The sequence below is a fragment of the Streptomyces sp. NPDC029296 genome (assembly GCF_055569255.1).
Window position 1 is genome coordinate 93,150 of record NZ_JBVHXT010000030.1, and the last position, 21,014, is coordinate 114,163.

At 76.1% G+C, this 21,014-nt stretch carries 15 protein-coding genes; 7 read left to right on the forward strand and 8 right to left on the reverse strand.

The window, feature by feature from the left end; genetic code table 11:
• Positions 1–121: 121 nt before the first annotated feature.
• From ACZ4W9_RS25470 to ACZ4W9_RS25490, 5 genes are all read left to right on the forward strand, one after another.
• Positions 122–502: a CU044_2847 family protein gene (locus ACZ4W9_RS25470; protein ID WP_467939618.1), complete on the forward strand. Its 381-nt coding sequence runs from the start codon at positions 122–124 to the stop codon at positions 500–502.
• A complete protein-coding gene (locus ACZ4W9_RS25475; RefSeq protein WP_467939620.1) occupies positions 502–2,289 on the forward strand; it encodes a VMAP-C domain-containing protein in 1,788 nt (595 codons plus the stop codon). The genes ACZ4W9_RS25470 and ACZ4W9_RS25475 overlap by 1 nt, the downstream gene beginning before the upstream one ends.
• A gap of 30 nt (positions 2,290–2,319) precedes the next feature.
• A complete protein-coding gene (locus tag ACZ4W9_RS25480) occupies positions 2,320–3,354 on the forward strand; it encodes an AAA family ATPase (protein WP_467939622.1) in 1,035 nt (344 codons plus the stop codon).
• Positions 3,344–7,753, forward strand: a complete 4,410-nt coding sequence (locus ACZ4W9_RS25485) for an SAV_2336 N-terminal domain-related protein (protein WP_467939624.1) — start codon at positions 3,344–3,346, stop codon at positions 7,751–7,753. Before ACZ4W9_RS25480 ends, ACZ4W9_RS25485 begins: the two co-directional genes overlap by 11 nt.
• Positions 7,754–7,911: 158 nt before the next feature.
• Positions 7,912–8,949: a rod shape-determining protein gene (locus ACZ4W9_RS25490; RefSeq protein WP_467939626.1), complete on the forward strand. Its 1,038-nt coding sequence runs from the start codon at positions 7,912–7,914 to the stop codon at positions 8,947–8,949.
• Positions 8,950–9,048: 99 nt separating this feature from the next.
• On the opposite strand, the gene ACZ4W9_RS25495 is transcribed toward ACZ4W9_RS25490, so the two are convergent.
• Both ACZ4W9_RS25495 and ACZ4W9_RS25500 read right to left on the reverse strand, forming a co-directional pair.
• Complete coding sequence (locus tag ACZ4W9_RS25495; RefSeq protein ID WP_467939628.1) at positions 9,049–10,002, reverse strand: anti-sigma factor RsbA family regulatory protein; 954 nt, start codon at positions 10,000–10,002, stop codon at positions 9,049–9,051.
• Positions 9,999–10,382, reverse strand: a complete 384-nt coding sequence (locus ACZ4W9_RS25500) for an STAS domain-containing protein (RefSeq protein WP_467939630.1) — start codon at positions 10,380–10,382, stop codon at positions 9,999–10,001. The genes ACZ4W9_RS25495 and ACZ4W9_RS25500 overlap by 4 nt, the downstream gene beginning before the upstream one ends.
• A gap of 186 nt (positions 10,383–10,568) precedes the next feature.
• Here ACZ4W9_RS25500 and ACZ4W9_RS25505 point away from each other — a divergent pair, with 186 nt between their 5' ends.
• Positions 10,569–11,312 carry an ANTAR domain-containing response regulator gene (locus ACZ4W9_RS25505; RefSeq protein ID WP_467939632.1) on the forward strand — a complete coding sequence of 248 codons (744 nt, stop codon included), beginning with the start codon at positions 10,569–10,571 and terminating at the stop codon, positions 11,310–11,312.
• A 225-nt stretch (positions 11,313–11,537) separates the two neighbouring features.
• Here the strand turns inward: ACZ4W9_RS25505 and ACZ4W9_RS25510 are convergent, their stop codons facing one another.
• Positions 11,538–12,824: a M20 metallopeptidase family protein gene (locus tag ACZ4W9_RS25510; RefSeq protein WP_467939634.1), complete on the reverse strand. Its 1,287-nt coding sequence runs from the start codon at positions 12,822–12,824 to the stop codon at positions 11,538–11,540.
• Between the two features lie 417 nt (positions 12,825–13,241).
• Between ACZ4W9_RS25510 and ACZ4W9_RS25515 the strand changes: the two genes are divergently transcribed.
• Complete coding sequence (locus tag ACZ4W9_RS25515) at positions 13,242–15,422, forward strand: BTAD domain-containing putative transcriptional regulator (protein WP_467939636.1); 2,181 nt, start codon at positions 13,242–13,244, stop codon at positions 15,420–15,422.
• 44 nt (positions 15,423–15,466) lie between these two features.
• On the opposite strand, the gene ACZ4W9_RS25520 is transcribed toward ACZ4W9_RS25515, so the two are convergent.
• Genes ACZ4W9_RS25520 through ACZ4W9_RS25540 form a run of 5 tightly spaced genes read right to left on the reverse strand, consistent with a single transcriptional unit; the run spans position 15,467 to position 20,902 of the window.
• Positions 15,467–16,099 carry a LysE family translocator gene (locus ACZ4W9_RS25520; RefSeq protein ID WP_467939638.1) on the reverse strand — a complete coding sequence of 211 codons (633 nt, stop codon included), beginning with the start codon at positions 16,097–16,099 and terminating at the stop codon, positions 15,467–15,469.
• On the reverse strand, positions 16,096–17,370 hold the full coding sequence (locus ACZ4W9_RS25525) for an ATP-grasp domain-containing protein (RefSeq protein ID WP_467939640.1): 1,275 nt from the start codon (positions 17,368–17,370) through the stop codon (positions 16,096–16,098). The genes ACZ4W9_RS25520 and ACZ4W9_RS25525 overlap by 4 nt, the downstream gene beginning before the upstream one ends.
• Complete coding sequence (locus tag ACZ4W9_RS25530) at positions 17,357–18,313, reverse strand: alpha/beta hydrolase (RefSeq protein WP_467939642.1); 957 nt, start codon at positions 18,311–18,313, stop codon at positions 17,357–17,359. The genes ACZ4W9_RS25525 and ACZ4W9_RS25530 overlap by 14 nt, the downstream gene beginning before the upstream one ends.
• Positions 18,314–18,359: 46 nt before the next feature.
• Complete coding sequence (locus tag ACZ4W9_RS25535; RefSeq protein WP_467939644.1) at positions 18,360–19,655, reverse strand: MFS transporter; 1,296 nt, start codon at positions 19,653–19,655, stop codon at positions 18,360–18,362.
• Positions 19,652–20,902, reverse strand: coding sequence for an ATP-grasp domain-containing protein (locus tag ACZ4W9_RS25540; RefSeq protein WP_467939646.1), 1,251 nt, complete (start codon positions 20,900–20,902; stop codon positions 19,652–19,654). The genes ACZ4W9_RS25535 and ACZ4W9_RS25540 overlap by 4 nt, the downstream gene beginning before the upstream one ends.
• Between the last annotated feature and the right edge of the window lie 112 nt (positions 20,903–21,014).

Here is a 21,014-nt window from a genome sequence, read left to right on the forward strand (position 1 = left end):
TCTCGCCAGGGCGCCCGCCGCCCCGCCGGGCCCGCTCGGTGGTGTGACGGGTCAAGCACCGTCCGTACCATGGGGGTTGCTGCACGGATCACGCACGACACGAGGGGGAGCGGGCGGCGCCATGGACGACGGACTGGTCGAGTTCAGAACCGAGGACGGCGCGCTCGTCGTGGTGGACGGCGTGAACGCCAGGTCGGGTGCCCGCCTCGTCGCGCGCGGCGACGGCCCGGCACAGGCCGCGCGCACCTTCGAGGGCGCCCTGGACGGCGTACGGGCGGCGGCGGCAGCGGCGCTGCGGGTCTTCCGGGACGGCAGCCTGCGCCCCGACGCGGTGGAGATCGAGTTCGGCGTGCGGCTGTCCGCCGAGGCCGGCGCGGTCATCGCGAAGGGGTCGGCGGAGGGCCACCTGGTGGTGAAGCTCAGCTGGTCCCCGGAACGGGCCGCGCCGGCGCCCGCCGTGCCGGGGCAGAGCGCGTCGGGGTCCGAGCCCGGGGCCCGGTGATGGGCGGGGCCGCCTGGCACGCCCGGATCGCCTGCGGCAACGCGGTGGGGGCCGGCTTCCTGGTGACCGGCCGCCGGGTGCTCACCTGCGCCCATGTCGTCCGGGCCGGCGACCGGGCCCCGGTGACGGTCGGTTTCCCGCACGCCAGGGAGCTGGGCGAGGTGCCCGCGACGGTCGTCGCCCACGGCGGCTGGGCGGGCGGGGTCACCGACCCCGGTGACGTGGCCGTGCTCGAACTCGCGGTGGACCACGACATCCCGCTCGCCCCGGCCCGTTTCGCCCCGCCTGACGCCGCGTGCGCCGAGCCGTACCCGAAACTGGTCGCCTACGGCTTCCCCGAGGGCTACGACGAGGGCACGCTCGCCGAATACCGGGCCGTCTCCCCGCAGTTGATCGCGGGCGAGTGGCTGGAGCTGGTGGCCTGGCACGGGCACGGGCAGCCGATCGCGGACGGGTTCAGCGGGGCGGCGGCGACGCTGCCGGACGGCAGGGTGGCCGGCATGATCACCGCGGCCCTCGGCACGTCGCCACAGGTGCGCAAGGGCCGGATGCTGCCGCTGGACGTGCTGGCCCGGTACTGGCCCGACCTGGGCGAGCTGGTGCCCGGCCCGGGAGCCGGGGACGACGGCCGCCCGCGCCTGTACGACCTGCTGCGCCGGGCCGCGGCCGGTCCCGGCGGCGGGGTGTGCGACCCCGACCGGCTGTACCTGGACGCGGTGGGCCCCTTCGGTCCGCCCCTGCCGCCGGGCGGTTTCGCGTCCCTGCGGGCGGCGGCGGACTACGTGCGCTGGGAGGTCCCGGACACGGACGCGGTGCGCCGGTTCACCGACCGGCTCGGCGAACTGCTGGACGGCGAGCGGGTGTCACCGCCGCCGGTGGCGCCGGACGCCCCGGCCGGGCCCGCCTGGTCGCCGGTGGTCGTGGAGATCGACCACAGCGGCGCCGGCCCCGACCAGGTGACCGTGGAGGTGTCCGCGTACCGCGACGGCCGGCGCCGGCCGGTGGGCGCCCGCCGGCTGCCCCGCACCGGAGTGCGGGCCTACGTCCAGAGCCGCATCGACGAGGCCGTCGCCCATCTCGCCCCGGACGCCGACGAGCTGGTGACGTTCGTGCTGCCGCGCGAGTGGCTCAACGAGGCGGTGGCGCACTGGGAGTGCGGCGCGGACGACAGCACACCCCTGGGCTGCGCCTACCCCCTGGTGGTGACCGACCGGGCCCGGCACCACAGTGGACGGCTGCGCCACCAGTTGCGCAAGAAGTGGCAGAAGCTGGACACCGGGGGCGGGGCCGAGGTGCACCGCGTGGAGTGCGGCACCCGGGAGCGCCCGCCGAGCCTGCGCAAGAGGCTGTGGGACGGCGACGCCCGGCTGGCGGGCTTCGCCGCCCCGCCCACGGTGGCCCGGACGCACTTCGAGGTCGGGCTCACCGTGCCCGTGCCGGTCCTGCTGTGGCCCCGCGGCGGCACCGCGTGCGCGGTGCACGGGGACGCGCCCCGCACCGGGGCCGCACGGCGGGAGCCTCCCGACGGCGAGGGCCGGGCCGCGTCCTGCCCCGGTGGCGGGGGCCCGGACGCGTCCTGCCCCGGCACCGCGTTCCTGGACCAGCTCACCGCCTCCATCGCCGACGTCCCGCCCGGCGAACTCCCGCGCCATGTCATGGAGTTGCGGATGACCGCAGAGGCCGCCGACGATCCCGAGCGGCACTGGGCGAGAGACCTCCAGCTGCTCTGGGACGACCCGCGCTGCTTCCCCGGGACCGGCGCGAGCCTGCACTCGCCCGTCGCCTGACCGCCCGAGCCCCCACGGAGAAGAAGACCCATGCCCCTGTGGCCCGTCTACACCGGTACGAACGCGCCGCACGACGGCATCACCGAGCTGCCCGCGCCGCCGCCCTGGCGGGCCTTCGACGGCGGACCGGTGCTGCCGTCCCCGGACGCCGCCGCGGACACCGCCGCGGTCTCCCCCGACCGCGCCCACCGCGCCGAGACCTATCAGGCCACCGAGGAGACGGTCGAGCTGGTCAACGCGGCCCTGTACCTGCGCCGCCCGCTGCTGGTCACCGGCCCGCCCGGCACCGGCAAGTCCTCGCTGGCGTACGCGGTCGCCCGGGAGCTGCGGCTCGGCCCGGTGCTGCGCTGGAACATCACCAGCCGCAGCGCCCTGCACGACGGCCTCTACCAGTACGACCCGCTCTCCCGGCTCTACGCGGCCCGGCAGGAGGCGGCCGGGGAGGGCCGGACGGACGGCACGGCCGACGGGTCGGGCATCGAGGACCACCTGCGGCTCGGCCCGCTGGGCACCGCGCTGCTGCCGTACGCCCGGCCCCGCGCGCTGCTCATCGACGAGATCGACAAGAGCGACCTCGACCTGCCCAACGACCTGCTGAACGTGTTGGAGGAGGGCCAGTACGAGATCCCCGAGCTGGTGCGCGCCTCCCGGCTGACCCCGGGCGGTGTCGCCGAGGTGCTGGCCGACGGCACCGAGGAGCGGGTCCCGGTGGTCCGCGGCCGGGTGCGCTGCCGGGCCTTCCCGTTCGTCGTCCTCACCAGCAACGGCGAGCGCGAGTTCCCGCCCGCCTTCCTGCGCCGCTGTGTCACGCTGCACCTCAGGCAGCCGGACGACCGGCACCTCGCCGGGATCGTCCGCGCCCACCTGGGCGAGCCCGACGCCTACGCGCGGACCCTGATCGACCGCTTCCTGGCCCGCTCGGGCGCCGGCGAGCTGGCCACCGACCAGTTGCTGAACGCGATCTACCTGGCCCGCTCCGCCGACCTGGACGCCGAGTCGCTGGACCGGCTGGCCGAGCAGCTGATGCCGTATCTGGGGCAGAGCGCGCAGTCCGATGTCTTCTGAGCCGGCCGGCGCCCCGGACCCCGTGGTCCGCCTGGCCGACGTGCTGGCCCGGGTGGCCCACGGGGTGCGCCCCACCCCGCTGGAACTGGCCGAGGTGCTGTGGCTGGCCCGGCACACGGGCCCGGCGGGCGGCACCGCCGGGCAGGAGACGGGCACCGCCGGGCAGGAGGACGGGGAGCGCACCCCGCCGGCCCCTTCCCCCTCCCCGCCCGCGCAGCCGCCGCCCCCGCGCCGGCCGGCGGCGCCCCCGCCCGGGCCGCCGCCGGAACCCGTCCGGCCCCCCGCGCCGCCCGCCCGGGTGCCCCTGCACCTGCCCGCCCGGCGGCCCGCCCCGGCGGCCCGGCCGCACGCCACGCTCCTCGCCCCGGCGCCCCCGATGCTGCGCCACCGGCTGGCCCTGCACCGCGCGCTGCGTCCGCTGGCCCGCCGGACCGACGCGCCCGTGGGCCGGGAGCTGGACGAGCGGGCCACCGCCGACCGCATCGCCCGGCTGGGCGCCGACCCCGCGTGGTGGCTGCCGGTGCTGCGGCCCGCCCGGGAGCGCTGGCTGCGGCTGAACCTGGTGTACGACGCCGGGCCGACCATGCCCCTCTGGCGCCCGCTGGTGCGTGAACTGCACACGGTGCTGGGCGAGTCGGGCGCGTTCCGCACGATCGGCCTGTACCGCGCGGACGCCGACGGCCGGGTGCGCGGCCCCGGCGTGCCCGCCCCCGCCGACGGCCGCACCGTCACGCTGCTGCTCAGCGACTGCATGGGCCCGCAGTGGCGGCAGGGCCCCGCCGGGGAGCGCTGGTACGCCACCCTGCACCGCTGGGCGCGCCGGATGCCGCTGGCCGTCGTACAGCCGCTGCCGGAGCACCTGTGGCGGGACACGGCCCTGCCCGCCGGCCCCGGCACCCTGTCGGCCCCGCACCCCGCGGCGCCCTCGGCGGCGCTCACGTTCACGCCGTACGAGCACCGCTCCGGGCCCGGGCCGGACGAGGGGGCCCGCGCACCCGGGGCCGTGCCGCTGCCCGTGCTGGAGCCGGAACCGCGGTGGCTGGCGCACTGGGCCGGGCTGCTGGCCACGCCGGGCGGCGCCGAGTTCCCCGCCGCGGTCGCCGAGCTGGGCCGTCCGCTGCCGGCCGACGCCGAGGACCGCACCGACGTCGGGCGGCTCACCGCCGAGGAACTGGTGCTGCGGTTCCGGGCGACCGCCTCGCCCGAGGCGGTCCGGCTGGCCGGGCATCTCGCGCTGGGGCGACCGGATCTGCCGGTCATGCGCCTGGTGCAGGCCGCGGTCGAGCCGGAGCCGCGGCCGCGGCACCTGGCCGAGGTCGTCCTCAGCGGCATGCTCGCCGCCGTGCCCGGCGCCCCGCCCGGCGCCTACGCGTTCCGGGACGGCGTCCGCGAGCTGCTGCTGCTCGGCCTGCCCCGCACCGAGCGCCACCGCACCACCGAACTCCTCGGCCGGATCGGCGGGCTGATCGACCGCAGGGCGGGCCGGGCGCCGGGCGAGTTCCGGGCGTCGGTGCCGTCCGCGCGGGGCGCGGGGACGTCCGTCGAGGACGATCCGTTCGCCACGGTGCGCGAGGACAGCGTGCGGCGGCTGACGGCGGACGGTGCCGAGGGGCCGTTCGCGGGGCGGTACCGGCTGGTCGGGCCGGGCAGGGGCACGGGCTGGCTGGCCGAGGACACACGGGAGGGGAACGCCCTGGTCGTGCTGCACCGGTATCCGCCGGGGCCCTCCCCCGCCGCGTTCGCGGACCTGTGCGGACGGCTGCGCGAACCGGTCCACCCGGGGATCGCGCGCGTCCTCGACCACGGTCACGCCGACGGGATCCCCTACCTGGTACGGGAGTTCGTCATAGGCCCCACGCTGCGCCGGCGCCTGGACGACGCTCCGGACGGGCTGCCCTCCGACGAGGTCGTCGCCCTGCTGCCGAGGCTGACCGAGGCGGTCCTCGCCCTGCACGCGCAGGAGGGGCCCCGCGGGGTGCCGGACGCCGGGGCCGTCGTCCTCGGCCCGGACGGGCCGGTCCTGACCTGTCTGGACGCCGCACCCCTGGTCCCCGGGGACCGCGAGCGCTCGCTGCGGGCACTCGGCGACATCGCGCGCTCCCTGTACTCCGGCTCGGACGCGCTGCGGGCGGAACTGGACACCGCCGCCGGCGGTCTGCTCTCCGGCACCCCGGAGGGCCGGCGCGACGGCGTCGAGCGGCTCCTGCGCCTGGCCGAACGCCACGGCCCGCTCCGTTTCTCCCTCCTCGGCCCGCTCCGGGTCACCCGCGACGGCCGCCCCCTCGACATCGAGGACCCCCACGACCGGGCCGTGCTGTGCATGCTGGCGCTGCGCGGGGGCGCGCCCGCCACCGAGGAGGAACTGGCCGCCGGGCTCGCGGACGACGCCGCGTCCGGCCGTCCGCTCCTGCGGCGCGGTCTCGACCGCCTCGGCCGGCTCCTCGGCCCGGGCCTGTCCACCACCCCCGACGGCCACGCCCTGCGCCCCGGCGGCGGCTTCGCCGACGACGGCGTCGACGTCCTCCGCGCCCGCCGGCTGGCCGCCGAGGCCGAACGGGCCCGGGCCGCCGGGGACCCGGACGGCGGCCGGCAGGCGGCCCGGCAGGCACTGGCGCTGTGGCGGGGCGAGCCGCTGCGCGGGATCCCGGGCCCGGCCGCCGAGGCGGCCCGGGCCGACCTGGAGACGCTGCGCCGTACGCTCACGGTCCTGGCCGGCGAGGCGGCCGAGGACCACCCCGGGATCCATTTCGCGGCCGACGAGCTGACCGGGCGCCCGGAGGCCCGGGTCGCCCTGGAGGCCGCGGTGCACGAGATCCTCGCGCGCGGCTTCGTCAGTCCCCGCCAGTACGAGGTGACCGTCCGCCCGGACGGCTACCTGGTGCGGACCGGACCCAGTGCCTACCTGCTGCCCGTCCTCGCCGCCGCCCTGCGCGAACTCCCCCACGCGCTCGGCCGGCTGACCGATCCGCCACGGCTCACGGTGACGTTCGGACGGCCGTCCGCCGCCCCGCCCAAGACGGCCGCGGACGTCACGGTCGTCGTGCCGCCCGCGCTGTACGACGAGTTCGCCGCCAGCTCCGCGGCCCAGCGCGCCCAGCGCTTCAGGCCCCTGTTCGCCGACAGCGCCCCGGACAGCCCGCCGGCCGCCTGGTACTGCCTGCTCGGGCCGAAGGCCGCCGCCCCCGGCGAACGCGACCTGGTCCAGGGCCCGTTCATCACGCCCGACCTGCGCGAGCTGGGCGTCCCCACCCCGGGCCGCACGGCCGTCGTGCACACCCGCCCCGACGGCCCGCTGCGACTGCTCGACCCGATCCAGCCCTACGGCACGCGCCCGCCGCGCCCGGAGACGTACTACTCGGTCGACCTCACCCCGCACGAGACGCGCCGGATCGTGTCCCTGCCCAGCTCCGGCAAGGGCGCGTTCCAGGCCGCCGTGATGCTGTCCTGGCGGGTGGCCGACCCGGTCGCCTTCGTCCGCGCCGAGGCCACCGGCGTCCCCGGGCGGCTGCTGCGCCACCTGTGCGCCGCGGCGGCCCCCCTCACCCGCCGGCATCCGCTGCGCCGGGCGGGCGCGGCCCAGCGGGCGGTGAACGCGGGGGTGGCCGACTGGCCGGTGCCGGGGCTCGCGGTGACGTACACCGTGCAGCTGGTCCCCGAGTGGGCGCCGGTCCCGGCGGCGGAGCCGCCCGTGCCGTCCCGGCGGCGGCTGTCCGCCCTGCTCGACGACGCCGAGACGGTGCTGATCGGCTTCGAGGGGCCGCTCGCCCGGCTGTTCACGGCGCACTCGGCGCGGGAGGCGGTGCTCGACCTGCTGGCGGTGGTGGCCGACCACCGCGATCCGCACGACGCGCTGTCGGGCCGGTCGCTGCCGGTGGCGAGCGCCGCCGGAAGGGAGGCGTTCACCCATCCGCTGGACCTGCTGCGGGCCTTCGCGCACGACCGGCTCGGGCCCCTGCTGCGGGCCCGCCTCGACGACCTGGAGCTGGCCGCCGTCCCGGACGCGCCCCTGACGCACCGCTCCCTGTCGCTGGTGCGCGCCCTGTACCGCTCCGGGCGCCGGGTCAGCGTGGTGACGGACGTGTCGACCGCGGCCGTCCACCACTGCCTGCGGCCCCACCGGCTGCCGCTGGCGGGCGTCCACGGCCGCCGCGACGACCTCGGCCTGCTGACGCCGCACCCCGACTGCCTGCTGCGCGCCCTGGACGCCCGCTCCACGCCCGCCCGCAGCGGGGTGCTGATCAGCTCCTCGGTCGCCGAACTCACCGCCGCCCAGCAGCTCGGCGTCCGCTTCATCGGCTACGCGCCCACCGCGGCCGGGCGGCGGCGGCTGCGCGGGGAGGGCAGCGAGGTCACCGTCGCCTCCCTGGAACCGCTGCTGGAGGCCGCGCACGCCCTGTGACCCGGCGACACACCGGTGCGGCCGGGAATTACGCCCGTTCGGCGGCGCCCCGCCCGGCCGCGCCCAGCGGGCGCCCGCTCCCGGCGGCGCGTCAGGATGCCAGTGGGCCCGGCGGTCGGCCGGGCGCCCCAAGGTCCGTGCACTCGGGAGGATCCGCCGTGACCGTCAGCCTGGAGCAGTTGCGCCGCTGCCACTTCGCCGTCGACCTGGGCGCGGCGCGTACCCGGGTGTACGTGAAGGGCGCCGGTCTGGTCGTGGACCAGCCCTCGGCCGCCGCCGTGAACACCCGCAGCGGCGCGCTCATCGCCGTGGGCGAGTTCGCGGAGCGGATGACGGGCCGCACCCCCGACTACATCAAGGTCGTACGGCCCGTCTCCGGCGGCACGGTGGTGGACATCGAGATGGCCCAGCGCATGCTGCGGCATCTGCTGGGCGACAAGATGCGCCGCATGCTGCGCCGCAAGCCCCGGCTGCGGGCGGCGGCCTGCGCCCCGCACGACGCCGACCCGCTGGCGCAGCGGGCGACCGTCGAGACGCTGGCCGGGCTGGGGGCGCGCCGGGTGGAGCTGGTGGACACGCTGATCGCCGCCGCGGTGGGGTGCGGGCTGCCGGTGGAGCGGCCGGAGGCCACCATGGTGATGGTGTGCGGGGCGGCGGCGACCCAGGTCGCGGTGCTCTCGCTGGGCTCCATCGTCGCCGCCGAGCGGATCCCGGTGGGCGGCGAGGCCGTGGACCACGCGATCGTGCAGCACCTGCGGCACCGGCACGAACTGATGCTGCCCACCCAGTCGGTACGGCCGCTGCACCTGGCCCTGTCCGGCAACGGCCTCACCTCCGGGGGCCCGGAGTCGGCCGAGATCCACGGCCGGGACGTGGCCACGGGGCTCGCCCGCAGCGTACGGGTGGACACGGCGGCCGTGCGCGACGCGATCCAGACCCCGCTGACGGCCGTCCTGGACGGCATCGGGAAGGTGCTGCGCGACTGCCCGCCCGACCTGGTGGCCGACCTCGCCGACCGCGGGATAGTGATGGTCGGCGGCTCGGCCCTGCTGCCCGGCTTCGACCAGATGCTGCGCCGGGCCACGAGGATGCCGGTGCACATCGCCGAACGCCCGGACGTGTGCGTGGCACAGGGGCTCGGCGCGATGCTGGAGGGGCGGATCGAGCCGCTCCAGCTGGACCCGCTGGCCGCCTGACGAACGGCACGCCGCCGTCCGGCCGCCGGCACTCCGGGCCGGGGGCGCCCCGCGCTTTCGCGCGGGGCCGCCCCGGAGGCCGGCGCCGGGTCCCGAGGCTCAGCGGCCCAGGTAGCAGCGGATGGTGGTGCCCTCCGGCCCGGTGCGCACGCGTACGAGGTCGGACAGCAGGTTGACCAGCAGCAGTCCGCGTCCGCCGCGCTGGTCGCGGGCGGCGGGGCGGCGGCCGGCCAGCGGGTCGGCCAGGCGGCCCTTGTCGCGGACCTCGCACAGCACGTGCCCGTGCTCCGCCCACACCGTCAGCGTGCCCGTGCCACCGCCGTGCACCACGCTGTTCGTGGTCAGCTCGGCGGTGATCAGCGCCAGGTTCTCCAGCGCCGTCCCCGCCAGGCCGAGCCGGGCACCGTGGCCGGTGGCCAGGTGCCGGACCGCGGAGAGGGAGTCCTCGGTGAAGGCGGTGGCGAGCACCTCGGAACCGGCGCCGGGGGCGGGCGGCAGCGGCAGGTTGTAGCGGGCGACGACACCGTCGGGGTCGTACTCCGGGCTGGTCAGCCCGTCGGCCGAGCCGCCCGGGATGACGACCGGGTGGGTGGCGTGGGCGTCGGCGAGCACCCGCTCGTCCAGCCGGGAGGTGTCGTAGGGGCACAGGATGGTGACCTCGCGGCCCCGGAACGCCGCGTTGATCAGCGCCTCGTGCTGGGCGCAGGCCGGGTACTCGTCGGCGCTGCGGCCCGCCCAGATCGGCTCGCCGATGATCCGGACCCGCCGGCCGGGGGGCTGCCGGTCGGCGAAGGCGCGCAGCACGCCGGGGATGATCCGGCCGGGGTTGCGTCCGGCCTCGCGCATGTCCAGGAACCGCACGCCGTCGCCGTCGGCGCCCAGCGCGTCCTGGATCAGCCGCAGGTTCTCCGTCGGTACGGCGACCGCGACCGGATCGCCCGCCGCGAGGCCCTCGCGGACGAAGGGGACGGTGCCGGACAGGTACTGGTCCGTGTCGCCGTAGAACAGCGCCGGGTGCACGAACGGCTCCGCGGATTCGCTCACCGTGGTCATGACGCCGACACCTCGATCCCGGGAAGGCCGGGCCACAGCAGCCCCAGCATCCGCGGCAGCGTGTCCGGCGGCCGGTCGAGCACCAGCCGGCGCCGCCCGTCCAGGCTCCGGGCGGTGTCCGCCAGCACGCCGGCTCCCGCCACATCGACGAAGGTCACCGCGGATAGCTCCAAGTAATACACGTCCTCGCCCCCGACGTCCTCGGCCTCGCGCACGACCCGCTCCAGCGCGCGCTCCCATATGTCACGCGTGGGCAGGATCACCTCACCCACCGCACGGAATCCGCTCCGCCCGGTCAGCGGGTACACGTCGAGCCGCGGCGCCGCCTGTTCGGGAACGGCGGCGGCTTGCGGCAATCGGACCGGCTCGGCCGCGCTCATGCCATCTCCCAGTCGCACAGATACACAGCTGCCCAGTATGCGCCCTCCGCTCCCCGCCCGGCGCCCACCGTTCGTGCCGCACGGGCGCAGGCGGGGACGGGGGCCGGGCCCGCGCGGCGGGTGTAGGGCGCGGCGCGGGGGGCAGGCGGGGAATCACGGAGGACCGAGCGGCCCGGGAGGGGAGACATGACCACAGCGGCGCGCGCACCCCACGGCGGGCGGCCGGCACCCCTGACCGTCGGCGTCCGGGCGGAGGGCGACCGGGCCCTGCTCCGGGCCCGCGGCGAGCTGGTCCAGGGCTGCGCCGACGCCCTCGCCGAGGCCCTGGCCGCGTTGCCGCCGGGGGTCTCGCGGGTCGAGCTGGACGCCGGCGAGGTGGTCTTCCTGGACACGGCGGGGCTCACGGCCCTGCGTGCCCTGAGCGAGTACGGCCGCCGGCACCACGTGCCGGTCGGTGCCACCGGCTGGCGCGGGCAGCCGCGCCGGGTGCTGGAGCTGATGGGCCTGGACCCCGTGGACCCGCTCGGCGGCGGTCCCCCCGCCGCCCGCCCCGGCGGCGCGGCCTCGGCGGTGGCCCGGGAGCGCGCCGAGCAACTGGACGTGCTGCGCCTGGAGATAGCGCAGCTGCGTCACGCGATCGACTCCCGTCCGGTCATCGACCAGGCCCGGGGCGTCCTGATGGCGGCCCACGCCTGCACCGCGGAGCAGGCGTGGGAGATCCTGCGGGAGGCGTCCCAGCGGACCAACACCAAGCTGCGGCAGGTCGCGGCGGCGGTCACGGCGAGCGCGGCGCCGGACGGCACGCCGCCGCCGGAGCCGCTGGGGTCCGCGCTGGCCGCCGCGGTACGCCGGTTCAGTACGGCAGCACGCGCCCCGAGGGAGTCCTCCGGTCGATCTCCTGCCCGCGCGGGGCGGCGGGCCGCCGGCTGACACGTACCCGGATGCGACGGTCCATGACGCCCTCCTCCTGCCGGCATCGACCGGTCCGGCACACCGGTAGAGGGTCCGTGCCCAGGACCTGACCTGTTCACGCCTGGACGGGCACACTTCATGGCATCGTTACGCGCGCTCCGCCCGCCGGGCAGCGGGCGTTGACCTCCCGGGAGTACACGGAGCACACCCCGCCGCCCCTCCCCCAGCCGTCCCGCTCCGGAGTCAGCGGGACGCGCGTCCGCGGCCGGCCAGGAAGGCGAGGGCCACCGCGGCGTGGCAGGCGATGCCGGTGGCGATCACGCCCTCGTCGACGGTCATGCGGGGCGAGTGCAGCGCCGGGGCCTCGTGCGGGGCCAGGTCCGGCGGGCAGGCGCCGAGGAAGGCCAGGGCGCCGGGGACGGCCCGCAGCACGTAGGAGAAGTCCTCCGCCGTCATCTGCGGGGCGGGCAGGACGTCCACCGCGCCGGTGCCGAGCGCGTCGGCGGCGGCCCGGTGGGCCAGGGCGGTGAAGCCGGGGTCGTTGGCGGTGACCGGGTAGCCGGGGACGACGGTCGCCTCCGCCGTGGCGCCGTGCGCGGCGGCCACCCCGTGGGCGACCCGGGCGACGGCCTCGTGCAGGCGGCTCCGGGTCGGCTCGGTGAGCGTGCGCAGGGTGCCGGAGAGTTCGGCGGTGTCGGGGATGACACCGGTCGCGGTGCCCGAGGTCAGCCGGGTCACGCTGAGCACGGCGCTGTCGTCGGCGGCCACGCCCCGGGTGACGGCGGTCTGCAGGGCGAGCACGATCTCGCAGGCCACCGGCACCGGGTCGCAGGCGGTGTGCGGCGCCGAGGCGTGCCCGCCGCGCCCCCGGACCACGACGCGGAACAGGTCGGAGGCCGCCATCTGGGGTCCCGGCCGCAGCCGCACCGCGCCGGCCGGCAGATTGGGGTGCACATGCAGGGCGAAGGCGGCGCCGACCCGGCTCCCGGCCGCCTCCAGCACCCCTTCCTCGATCATCAGGCGGGCTCCGTGGTGACCTTCCTCGCCGGGCTGGAACATGAACACCACGCGCCCGGGAAGGGTGTCGCGCCGCCCGGCGAGCAGCCGCGCCGCCCCTACGAGCATCGCCATGTGGGCGTCGTGCCCGCAGGCGTGCATCAGCCCGGCGCCGCGCGAGGCGAACGGCAGCCCGGTGGCCTCGGTGACCGGCAGCGCGTCCATGTCGGCGCGCAGCAGGATCGCCGGGCCGTCGTCCGCCCCGGTGAGGGTCGCGGTCACGGAGGACAGGGCGCGCCCGGCGCGGATGTCCAGGCCGAGGCCGTCGAGCGCGTCCAGGACCAGGCGCTGGGTGGCCGGCAGGTCGAGGCCCAGCTCGGGGCCCCGGTGCAGGGCGCGGCGCAGGGCGACCGCCCCGGGGGCCAGCCGGCACGCCTCCTCGAGCAGGGCCGGCCCGGCGGTGGCGGTGGCCGTCGGCCGGGACGGGGCGGGGTCGCCCGGCGAACCGCCTGCGGCCCTGGGGGTGGATGTCATACGGCCGTTCTCCTTCCCGGAACCGGTCGGCGCGCGGGTTCCCCCCACGGTAGGGACCGTGCCACCGGCCGGACAGACCCCAACCGGCCCCGGCACCCCGGATCCGGCCGCCCCCGCACACCACCAGGATGACGGAAACCGGCCCTCCGGCACGGTCGGCCGGGGCCGGTGGGCGGGGGCCGGCGGGCCGGAGTTCCGTCCCTCGTCCGTGCCCCTTCGCATCCCGCCCGGCCCGCACCTGTCAACAGCGCTTTTCGGTCAACGACTTCCGTGCATAGTTTTGCGCCACAGGGAATATGCGGTGGCGCTATTCGGAGTTCACGCCGCGTAAATTGCGCCACCGGGCCATTCGACTTACGATCGCCTGCAATCGAGCACTGCCAGGGGGCTGAATCACCACTCGGCACCGGGGGGGGCATGCCGGACCTTCGCAGCACCGGAATCGTCACAGACCGTCCGATCCACCCGAGGCCATCGCTTCCCTTCCGCATCCAGGTCCGGACGTTCCGGGAGCGGACGGGCCTGACCCAGCGGGAGTTCGCCGAACTGGCCGGGATCAGCGTGCGGGCCCTGCGCGACATCGAGAGCGGCCGGGTGGAACAGCCCCAGGCCCGCACCCTGCGGCGGCTGGCCGGCGTCCTCGGGCTCGAGGTCGACGACATCCGGCATTCCGTGTCACGGAGCCGGAAACCCCTGGCCCAGGGCGAATCGGGCCTGCGTATCGGTATTCTCGGCGCCCTCACCATCGACCGCGGCGGTGCGGTGACCGAAGTGCGCGCCTGCAAGCTGCGGAGGTTATTGTCCCTGTTGGCGCTGTGTCATCCGGAGTCCGCCAGCCTGGACGAAATAGGCCGTACACTCTGGCCGAAGGAGCCGCCCCGCTCGTACCAGAACCTGATCCACACCTATGTGAGCCAGGCGCGCGGGCTGCTGCGCTCCCCCGGTTCCGGCCCGGCGGACCAGGTGTCCACGTCCCTGATCCGCACCCCCGTCGGCTACGCGCTGTCGCTCGGGCGCGACCAGGTGGACCTGACCCGCTTCCAGGACCTGGCGGACATGGCGCGGCGGTCCCACGCCGACGGCGACCCCACGGCCGCCTACGAGTTCGCGAGCCGGGCCCACCACTGCTGGCGCGGCCCGATCCTGACCGAGGAACCCCAGCTGGCGCTGCACCCGGCGGCCACGGCCGCGACCCGGCAGCGGACCGAGAACCTGCTGCTGTACGCGGACCTCGCGCTGCGGTTCGGGCAGCCGGAGCTGGTGGTGCCCGCGCTGTACATCGCCGCGGAGGACGAGCCGCTGAACGAGCGGCTCCAGGCCCGGCTGATGCTGGCGCTGGCCTGCTGCGGCGAACAGTCCGAGGCGCTGCGGGTGTTCGCCGAGGTCGGCCGGCGCCTCGACGCCGAACTCGGCCTCCAGCCCGGCCTGGAGCTGCGCGAGGCCCATGTGCAGGTCCTGCAACAGCAGTTGACCGGTCCTGCGGGCGAGGCGCCGCCCCGGCGGCCGGCGCCGGTCCGCCGGGAGACCGCGCCGCCGGCCCCGCCCGGGCAGTCCGAGGTCCGGCCGTCCCAACTCCCGGGGCTGAATCGTCACTTCGTGGGGCGCACCGCCCAGCTCCGGGAGCTGGACCGGTTGCTCCTAGCCCCCGGTGAGCGGGACGGTCAGGTCCCGGCGGCGCTGATCACCGGGCCGCCCGGGGTGGGCAAGTCGGCGATCGCGCTGCGCTGGGCGCACCGGGTGCTCGGCCGCTTCCCGGACGGCCAGCTCTACGCCGACCTGCACGGCCACGCCCGGCAGCGCCCCCCGGACACCCTGGAGGCGATGGCCTCGTTCCTGCGGGCCCTCGGCGTTCCCGGGGACCGGATCCCCGGCACCCTCGGCGAGGCGACGAGCCTCTACCGCACCCGGCTGTCCGGCCGGCGCGTCCTGGTCGTGCTCGACGACGCGTGGGACGAGGACCAGATCCGGCCCCTGATCCCCGGGGACGCGGGCTGCGCCGTGCTCGTCACCAGCCGCAACACCCTGCCCGACCTGACGGCCCGGGAGGGCGTCCAGCGGGTCGCCGTCGACGGGCTGGACGACGACGAGGCGCTGGCGCTGCTCGGCCGGCTGCTGGGGCCGGAACGCGTCGGCCGGGAACCCCTGGCCGCCCTGGCGCTGGGCAAGTACTGCGGCGGTCTGCCGCTGGTACTGCGGATCCTGTCGACACGGCTGGTGCAGCACCCCGGTCTCGGCATCGCCCAGTACTACGCGGAGTTGCAGGCCGAAGGGCTGTTCCGGCAGCCCTCCGACGCACGGGACAGCCTGCTGTGCTCGGTCCAGGGGGCCTTCGAGCCGTCCTACACCGCGCTGCCCGAGCCGGCCCGCCGGGTGTTCCGGCTGCTCGGCCGGACCAGGGGCACCGACGTCACCGCGTACACCATGGCGGAGCTGTCCGGCCTGACACCGGGCGACGCCCGGTGGGCCCTGTGCCGGCTGGCCGACGCGAGCATGGTGCGCGAGCACGCGCTCGGCCGGTTCGACGTGCCCGCCCCGCTGCTGCGGTACGCCAGGGCGCTGCACGGCCGGGAGGGGGCGGAGCCGGTCCGGACGGCCTGAGCGGTGGGCCGGGGGTCCGGCACCGGTCCGGCCGCCGGGCGTGCTCATCCGCCCACGGCCAGACGCACCGCGAAGACGCCGAAGACGACGGCGGTCAGCCCGTTGGCCAGACGCTGGGCCCGCGCCGAGTGCAGGTGCCGGGACAGCCGGTGCACCAGCCTGGTCCACGCCAGCAGCCAGGCCAGGACGAGGGCCAGGTAACAGCAGGCCAGGACCGCCACCCCGGTGGCCGGGTGCACGCCGGCCGGCACGAACTGGGGCAGGAACGCCATCAGGAAGATGCCGACCTTGGGGTTGGAGCCGGTGCACAGCAGCCCCAGCGCGAAGGCCCGCCCCCTGCCGTGCGGGGTCTCACCCGCCCGCGCCGCCGTGCCGGACGCCGTGGCGGCCGGTGCGGTGAGGGCCGCCCGCAGCGCCCGGTAGCCCCAGACGAGCAGGACGGCGGCGCCCGCCCAGCGGAAGGCGGCGAACAGATCGGGGCGGGCGGCGAGCAGCGCGCTCAGGCCGAGGGCGCCCAGGGCCGCCTGGAGGGCTCCCGCCGTGATCATGCCGAGCGCGGCGGGAGTCGCGGTGCGCGGGGAGCCGGTGAGCACCAGGCGGGTGATCAGGGCCAGGTCGGGGCCCGGCGCCATGATCACCACCAGGGAACTCGTCAGGAAGGCGAGCGCGTGGATCATGGCTCCGTGATGGCCAGCCGCTGCTCCAGGGCGCGCACGGCCCGGTAGTCCCGCTCGATCTGCTCCGCGTCCGGGTGGGCGAGGATCACGAACCCGAAGTTGAGGCTGTCGACCAGGTCCTTGGTGACGGGGACCCGGTCGCCGTCGGACAGGTTCCGCACCGAGAAGTGGTGGCTCGGCAAGGTCCGGATCTCGTCCAGGACGGCGGTGCCGCGCACCGTCCCGGAGCGGCGGGCCATGTGGAAGACGCACATCTGGTGGGTCAGCAGTTCGTAGCTCTGCGGCAGTTCGCCGCCGGTGAGCCAGCGCACCGTCCGGTCGATCTGGCTGTCGCCGGTGGCGTTGCGGTTGAACCGCGGCTGGCCGCCGCCGTGCGGGCGGGCGCCCAGCTCGATGAGCAGCGGGCCGTCGGCGGTGCCCATCACCTCGACGTGGGCGGAGCCGAAGCGGATGCCCACCGCGTCCAGGACGCCGAAGACGTACTCCGCCAGGACGGTTACGGCCGGGTCGTCCGGGGGCAGCCAGCGCATGGTGTCGTAGACGGCCATGTGCGGGCCGTTGTCGACCTTGCCGTAGGCGCACACGTCCACCAGGGAGTGCTTGCCGTCGTGGCTGAAGGTGTCCACCACGTACTCGGTGCCGGTGACGAACTTCTGCACGATGAGCCGGTCGTCCACCTCGCCGAACTGGTTCACCCGGCCGATCTGCCGCTCGAACACGGCCCGCCAGTCCGCCCCGCCCGGCACTTTGGTCACGCCGTCGGTGCTGGCGCTCTTGGGCGGCTTGATCACGAGGTCGGCCCCGGCCAGGCCCTCGCTCTCCAGCCAGGCGGCCGCCTCCTCGACGTCGGCGGTGCACAGCTGCGGGATGACCGGCAGCCCGGCGGCCCGCACGGCGTCGGCCATCCGGCTCTTGTCCCGGCGGGCCCCGGCCAGGGCGGGTACGTTGCTCAGGGCGGGCAGTACCCGGGGGGAGAGCCGTTCGGCCAGTTCCACGCCGGACTCGCAGCCGGCGATGACGCAGCGCGGGTCCAGCGCCCGCACCCGCTCCACGACCTCGTCCAGGTCGCCGTCGTAGGTGATGACGCCGGGGAAGTCCGCGGGCCGGTAGGAGGAGGCGAACGCCTCGGGCGGGCGGGCGCTGCTGACCACCGCCGCGACCGGGACGCCCCGCTCGCGCAGGGCGTCGGCGAAGAGGGCACCGGAGGAGTAGGGGTCGACGACGACGCAGGGGCCGTTCCCCGGTCCGGTGCGCGGGTCAGCGCCCGCCATCGACGGTTTCCTTCCGGGCGAGCGCCGCGACGGCGGCGCAGTAGCGGGCGAAGAAGTCCGCCGCGGGCTCGCTGACCCGCCGGGCGCGCACCGGGGCGTGCACCATGCCCTCCTCGCGCACATAGGCGACCGGCGTGCCGTGCTCCTTGAGCAGGGCGGTGTACTTCTCCGCGTCCACGCACAGGGAGTCCATCGCGCAGCCGACGACGTAGGCCGGCGGCAGGTCGTGGAAGGCCCCGCCGAGCAGCGGCGAGACGTAGGGGTCCGCGGCCTGTTCCGGCTTCGGGCAGTAGCAGGCGGTGTAGAACTCCATCTCGCCGCCGGACAGCAGGGGCGCGTCCTCGCCGCCGTCGCGCCAGCGGGTGAAGTCCAGCACCGGGCTGATCACCGCCTGGCCGCGCAGCCGGGGGCCGCCGCGGTCGCGGGCGATCATCGACAGCACCACCGCCATGTTGGCCCCCGAACTCTCCCCGCAGATCACCGCGCCGTCCGGGTCGAGGTCGCCGAGGCCCAGCGCGGGCAGGGCGGCGAGGGTGCCGCACAGTCCGGCGTAGCAGTCCTCCAGCGGGCCGGGGAACGGGTTCTCCGGGGCCATGCCGAAGTCCAGCGCGACCGTCACCAGGCCGGTGCGGTCGGCCAGTTCGGCGACCAGGCTGTGGTGGCTGTGCAGCGAGCCGATGACGAAGCCGCCGCCGCGGATGTAGAACAGCACGGCGTCGCCGGTGCGTGCGGCCGGTTCGTAGACGCGGATCCGGGCCGTGCGGCCCTCGTGCTCCACGGTGGCGTCCCGGTGCCGGACGCCCTCGGGCACGGGGATGGGGAGGACCTCGGTCAGCGCGTCGTACAGGACCCGCTGCCGTTCGACGGGGTAGGTGTAGAAGTCCGGCGGCAACGCGCCGTTGACCGTCTCCACGAACTTCTCTATGCCTTCTGCGTAGGCCATGCGCAGCTCGCTCGCTTCCGAATCCAGGGGGTGCGGTGGGGGCGGGTCAGGGAGTGTCGGCGGCGACCGGTCCGCCGCGCCCGGCCGGCTCCTCGCCGGCCGGGGCGGGGTCGGCACCGGGATCCGCGCGGCGCTCGCTCATGCCGGCCAGGGCCGCCGCCACGGCACCCACGGTCAGCAGCCCGGACAGCCACCACACGGACGCGTGCGACAGCTGCCAGGCGGCGACGCCGAGCACGGGGCCGACCGCGTAGCCGATCTGCATGGGGAAGGCGGCGGCGGCGATGTAGCGGCCCCGCAGGTGCTCGGGGGCGACCTTGCCCGGCCAGGCCGAGGCGGTCGGCGTGCCGATCATCTCGCCGGCCGTCCACACCACGGTCGCCACGACGTACATGGCCATGCCGGGCCCGGCCACGTACAGGTTCATCCCGACGCCGACCAGGCCGACGCCGAGCGCCACGGCGAGCTTGCCGGGCAGGTGCTGCACGTACTTGGTGAACAGCAGCTCCAGGCAGATGACCATGACGGCGTTCAGCGACAGCAGGCTGGAGTAGAACGCCACGCTGTGTCCGTCGGCCTTGATCTGGAGCGGCAGCGCGGAGGTGTGCTGGATGTAGACGACGGCGTTGAGGAAGAGCGCCAGCAGGAACAGCACGTACCGGGTGTCCCGCAGCACGGCGGTGTACGACCGGGCCGGGGCGTCGGCGTGCCGCTCGGCCTGCTTGGCCATGCCCCCGGAGCGCGCCAGGACCAGGGCGAACGCGGCGAAGCCGAGCTGCGCCCCCGCCTCCAGATAGAAGATCAGGTTGTACGAGTGGCTGATGAGCAGCGCGCCGAGCAGCGGGCCCACCGTGGTGCCGAGGTTGAACGCCATGCGGTAGACGGCGAACACCATCACGTGGTGGCTCTCGGGGGTGCGCTCCACCAGCAGGGCCGAGGAGGCCGGCCGGTACATCTGCGCCAGCAGGCCGATGACCGCGGCGACCGCGATCACCAGGGGCAGGCTGCCGAGGTGGGGCAGGCTCAGCGTGCCCAGTCCGGCGAGCGCCATGGACCCGACGATGGTCCACGCGTAGCCGATGCGGTCGGAGGCCGCGCCGCCCATCAGCACGCCGACCACCGAGCCCACGCCGTAGGCGCCGAGCGCGAACCCGGCCTCGGTCGCGGAGAACCCCTTGGCGGTCAGATAGAGCACCAGGTAGATCTGGAGGAAGTTGCCGAGCCGGTTGACCAGCATGCCGACGAGCACGAGCCAGATGGGGCCCGGGATCCCCCGCAGGGTCTCCAGGACCGACGGCCGTCCCGCCCCGCCCGGCCCGGCGGACGTCTGTCCGGTCGTCATCGGGGCGGCTCCTCCACCGGGCGGCCCGCGAGTTCCACGATCTCCGGTGCCTTCAGCAGGGCCGCCCGTGCCTGCTCCATCGCGTCGGCGAGGGCGATGACCCGGGCGTACCGGGAGATGTAACCGCGCGGCGGCAGCCGCAGCACGGCCCCCGGGTCGGCCATGGGGTCGGCGCCGTGGATCCCGGCCGGGAAGCGGTCCTCGTGGACGGTCACCGACTCGATCTCGGTGTCCCGCTCGGGGTACAGGAACGTGATCGCCGCGGCCCGCCGCCGGGTCGGCGTGGTCTCGGGGCGCCGGCCCGCCGCGACGTCGGCCGCCGCCATCGCGATGTCGACGCCGGTGGCCAGCTCGCCGAGGTAGGGGATCATGTCGCCGCCGAGGCGGGCGTTGACCTCCATCAGGCGCGGGCCGTCGGCGGTGAGCCGGAACTCGGTGTGGCTGACCCCGGTGTGGAAGCCCAGCGCGGCGTGGCTGGCCCGCAGCGCCTCGACGAGCTGCGGGTCGGACAGCAGCGGGTCGGCCGCGTCGACCTCGTGCCCGGTCTCCTCGAAGAAGGGCGCGAGCCCGACCTGCTTGCGGGCCACCGCCAGCGGGGAGCCCTCGCCCTCGAAGAAGACGGCGTCGACGCTGATCTCGGGCCCGTCGACGTACTCCTCGACCAGCACCGACACCTCGAAGACGGGCACGCCCGGGTAGGAGACGCCGGTCGCCGCCAGGTAGGCGCTCTCCACCTCGCCGGGACCGTCGGCCCGGCGCACGCCCATGCCGCCGGCCAGTCCGCGCGGCTTGAGCACGACCGGGAAGCCGATCTTGTCCGCCGCCTGGCGGGCCTCGGCCAGGGAGCGCACGCCGATGGAGACGGGCTGGGCGACCCCGGCCCGCTCCAGCGCGGTCCGTGTGGCGTTCTTGTCGCGGCAGGCGGCCACGGTCGCGGGGGAGTTCCCCGGCAGCCCCAGCGCCTCCGCCACGTGCGCGGCCGGGGTGACCAGGCCCTCGTCGTAGCAGAACACGCCGGTCACCTCGTGCTCGGCGGCCACTCTGCGGGCGGCCTCGACGAGGAGTTCGGAACGGGTGTTGTCGACCTCGGTACCGCCGACGACGTAGGGCTCCTCCCAGCTCACCGCGGCCGGCTGGAGCAGCCAGAGCGCGTAGCGCCGGCTCACCGATCGCAGGATGAACTCCCGGCTGCGCCGCGAACTGCTGCCGATCAGCAGCAGCAGCGGCTTGTCACCGTCCCTGCCCATGTTCCGCTCTCCTCACATGTGGTCGATCGTGGTCCGGTCCGGGTGCCGGCGGAGGGGAGTCGGCGCGCACCGGGGGAGTGAGAACCGGCGCGTACCGGGGATCGAGAAGGAG

What these genes read in the sequence shown, in the direction of transcription:
- ACZ4W9_RS25470 (WP_467939618.1), top strand. Translation starts at nt 122, where the DNA reads ATGGACGACGGACTGGTCGAGTTCAGAACCGAGGACGGCGCGCTCGTC.
- ACZ4W9_RS25475 (WP_467939620.1), top strand. Translation starts at nt 502, where the DNA reads ATGGGCGGGGCCGCCTGGCACGCCCGGATCGCCTGCGGCAACGCGGTG.
- ACZ4W9_RS25485 (WP_467939624.1), top strand. Translation starts at nt 3,344, where the DNA reads ATGTCTTCTGAGCCGGCCGGCGCCCCGGACCCCGTGGTCCGCCTGGCC.
- ACZ4W9_RS25495 (WP_467939628.1), bottom strand. Translation starts at nt 10,002, where the DNA reads ATGACCACGGTGAGCGAATCCGCGGAGCCGTTCGTGCACCCGGCGCTG.
- ACZ4W9_RS25525 (WP_467939640.1), bottom strand. Translation starts at nt 17,370, where the DNA reads ATGGCGGGCGCTGACCCGCGCACCGGACCGGGGAACGGCCCCTGCGTC.
- ACZ4W9_RS25530 (WP_467939642.1), bottom strand. Translation starts at nt 18,313, where the DNA reads ATGGCCTACGCAGAAGGCATAGAGAAGTTCGTGGAGACGGTCAACGGC.
- ACZ4W9_RS25515 (WP_467939636.1), top strand. Translation starts at nt 13,242, where the DNA reads ATGCCGGACCTTCGCAGCACCGGAATCGTCACAGACCGTCCGATCCAC.
- ACZ4W9_RS25505 (WP_467939632.1), top strand. Translation starts at nt 10,569, where the DNA reads ATGACCACAGCGGCGCGCGCACCCCACGGCGGGCGGCCGGCACCCCTG.
- ACZ4W9_RS25520 (WP_467939638.1), bottom strand. Translation starts at nt 16,099, where the DNA reads ATGATCCACGCGCTCGCCTTCCTGACGAGTTCCCTGGTGGTGATCATG.
- ACZ4W9_RS25480 (WP_467939622.1), top strand. Translation starts at nt 2,320, where the DNA reads ATGCCCCTGTGGCCCGTCTACACCGGTACGAACGCGCCGCACGACGGC.
- ACZ4W9_RS25500 (WP_467939630.1), bottom strand. Translation starts at nt 10,382, where the DNA reads ATGAGCGCGGCCGAGCCGGTCCGATTGCCGCAAGCCGCCGCCGTTCCC.
- ACZ4W9_RS25540 (WP_467939646.1), bottom strand. Translation starts at nt 20,902, where the DNA reads ATGGGCAGGGACGGTGACAAGCCGCTGCTGCTGCTGATCGGCAGCAGT.
- ACZ4W9_RS25535 (WP_467939644.1), bottom strand. Translation starts at nt 19,655, where the DNA reads ATGACGACCGGACAGACGTCCGCCGGGCCGGGCGGGGCGGGACGGCCG.
- ACZ4W9_RS25510 (WP_467939634.1), bottom strand. Translation starts at nt 12,824, where the DNA reads ATGACATCCACCCCCAGGGCCGCAGGCGGTTCGCCGGGCGACCCCGCC.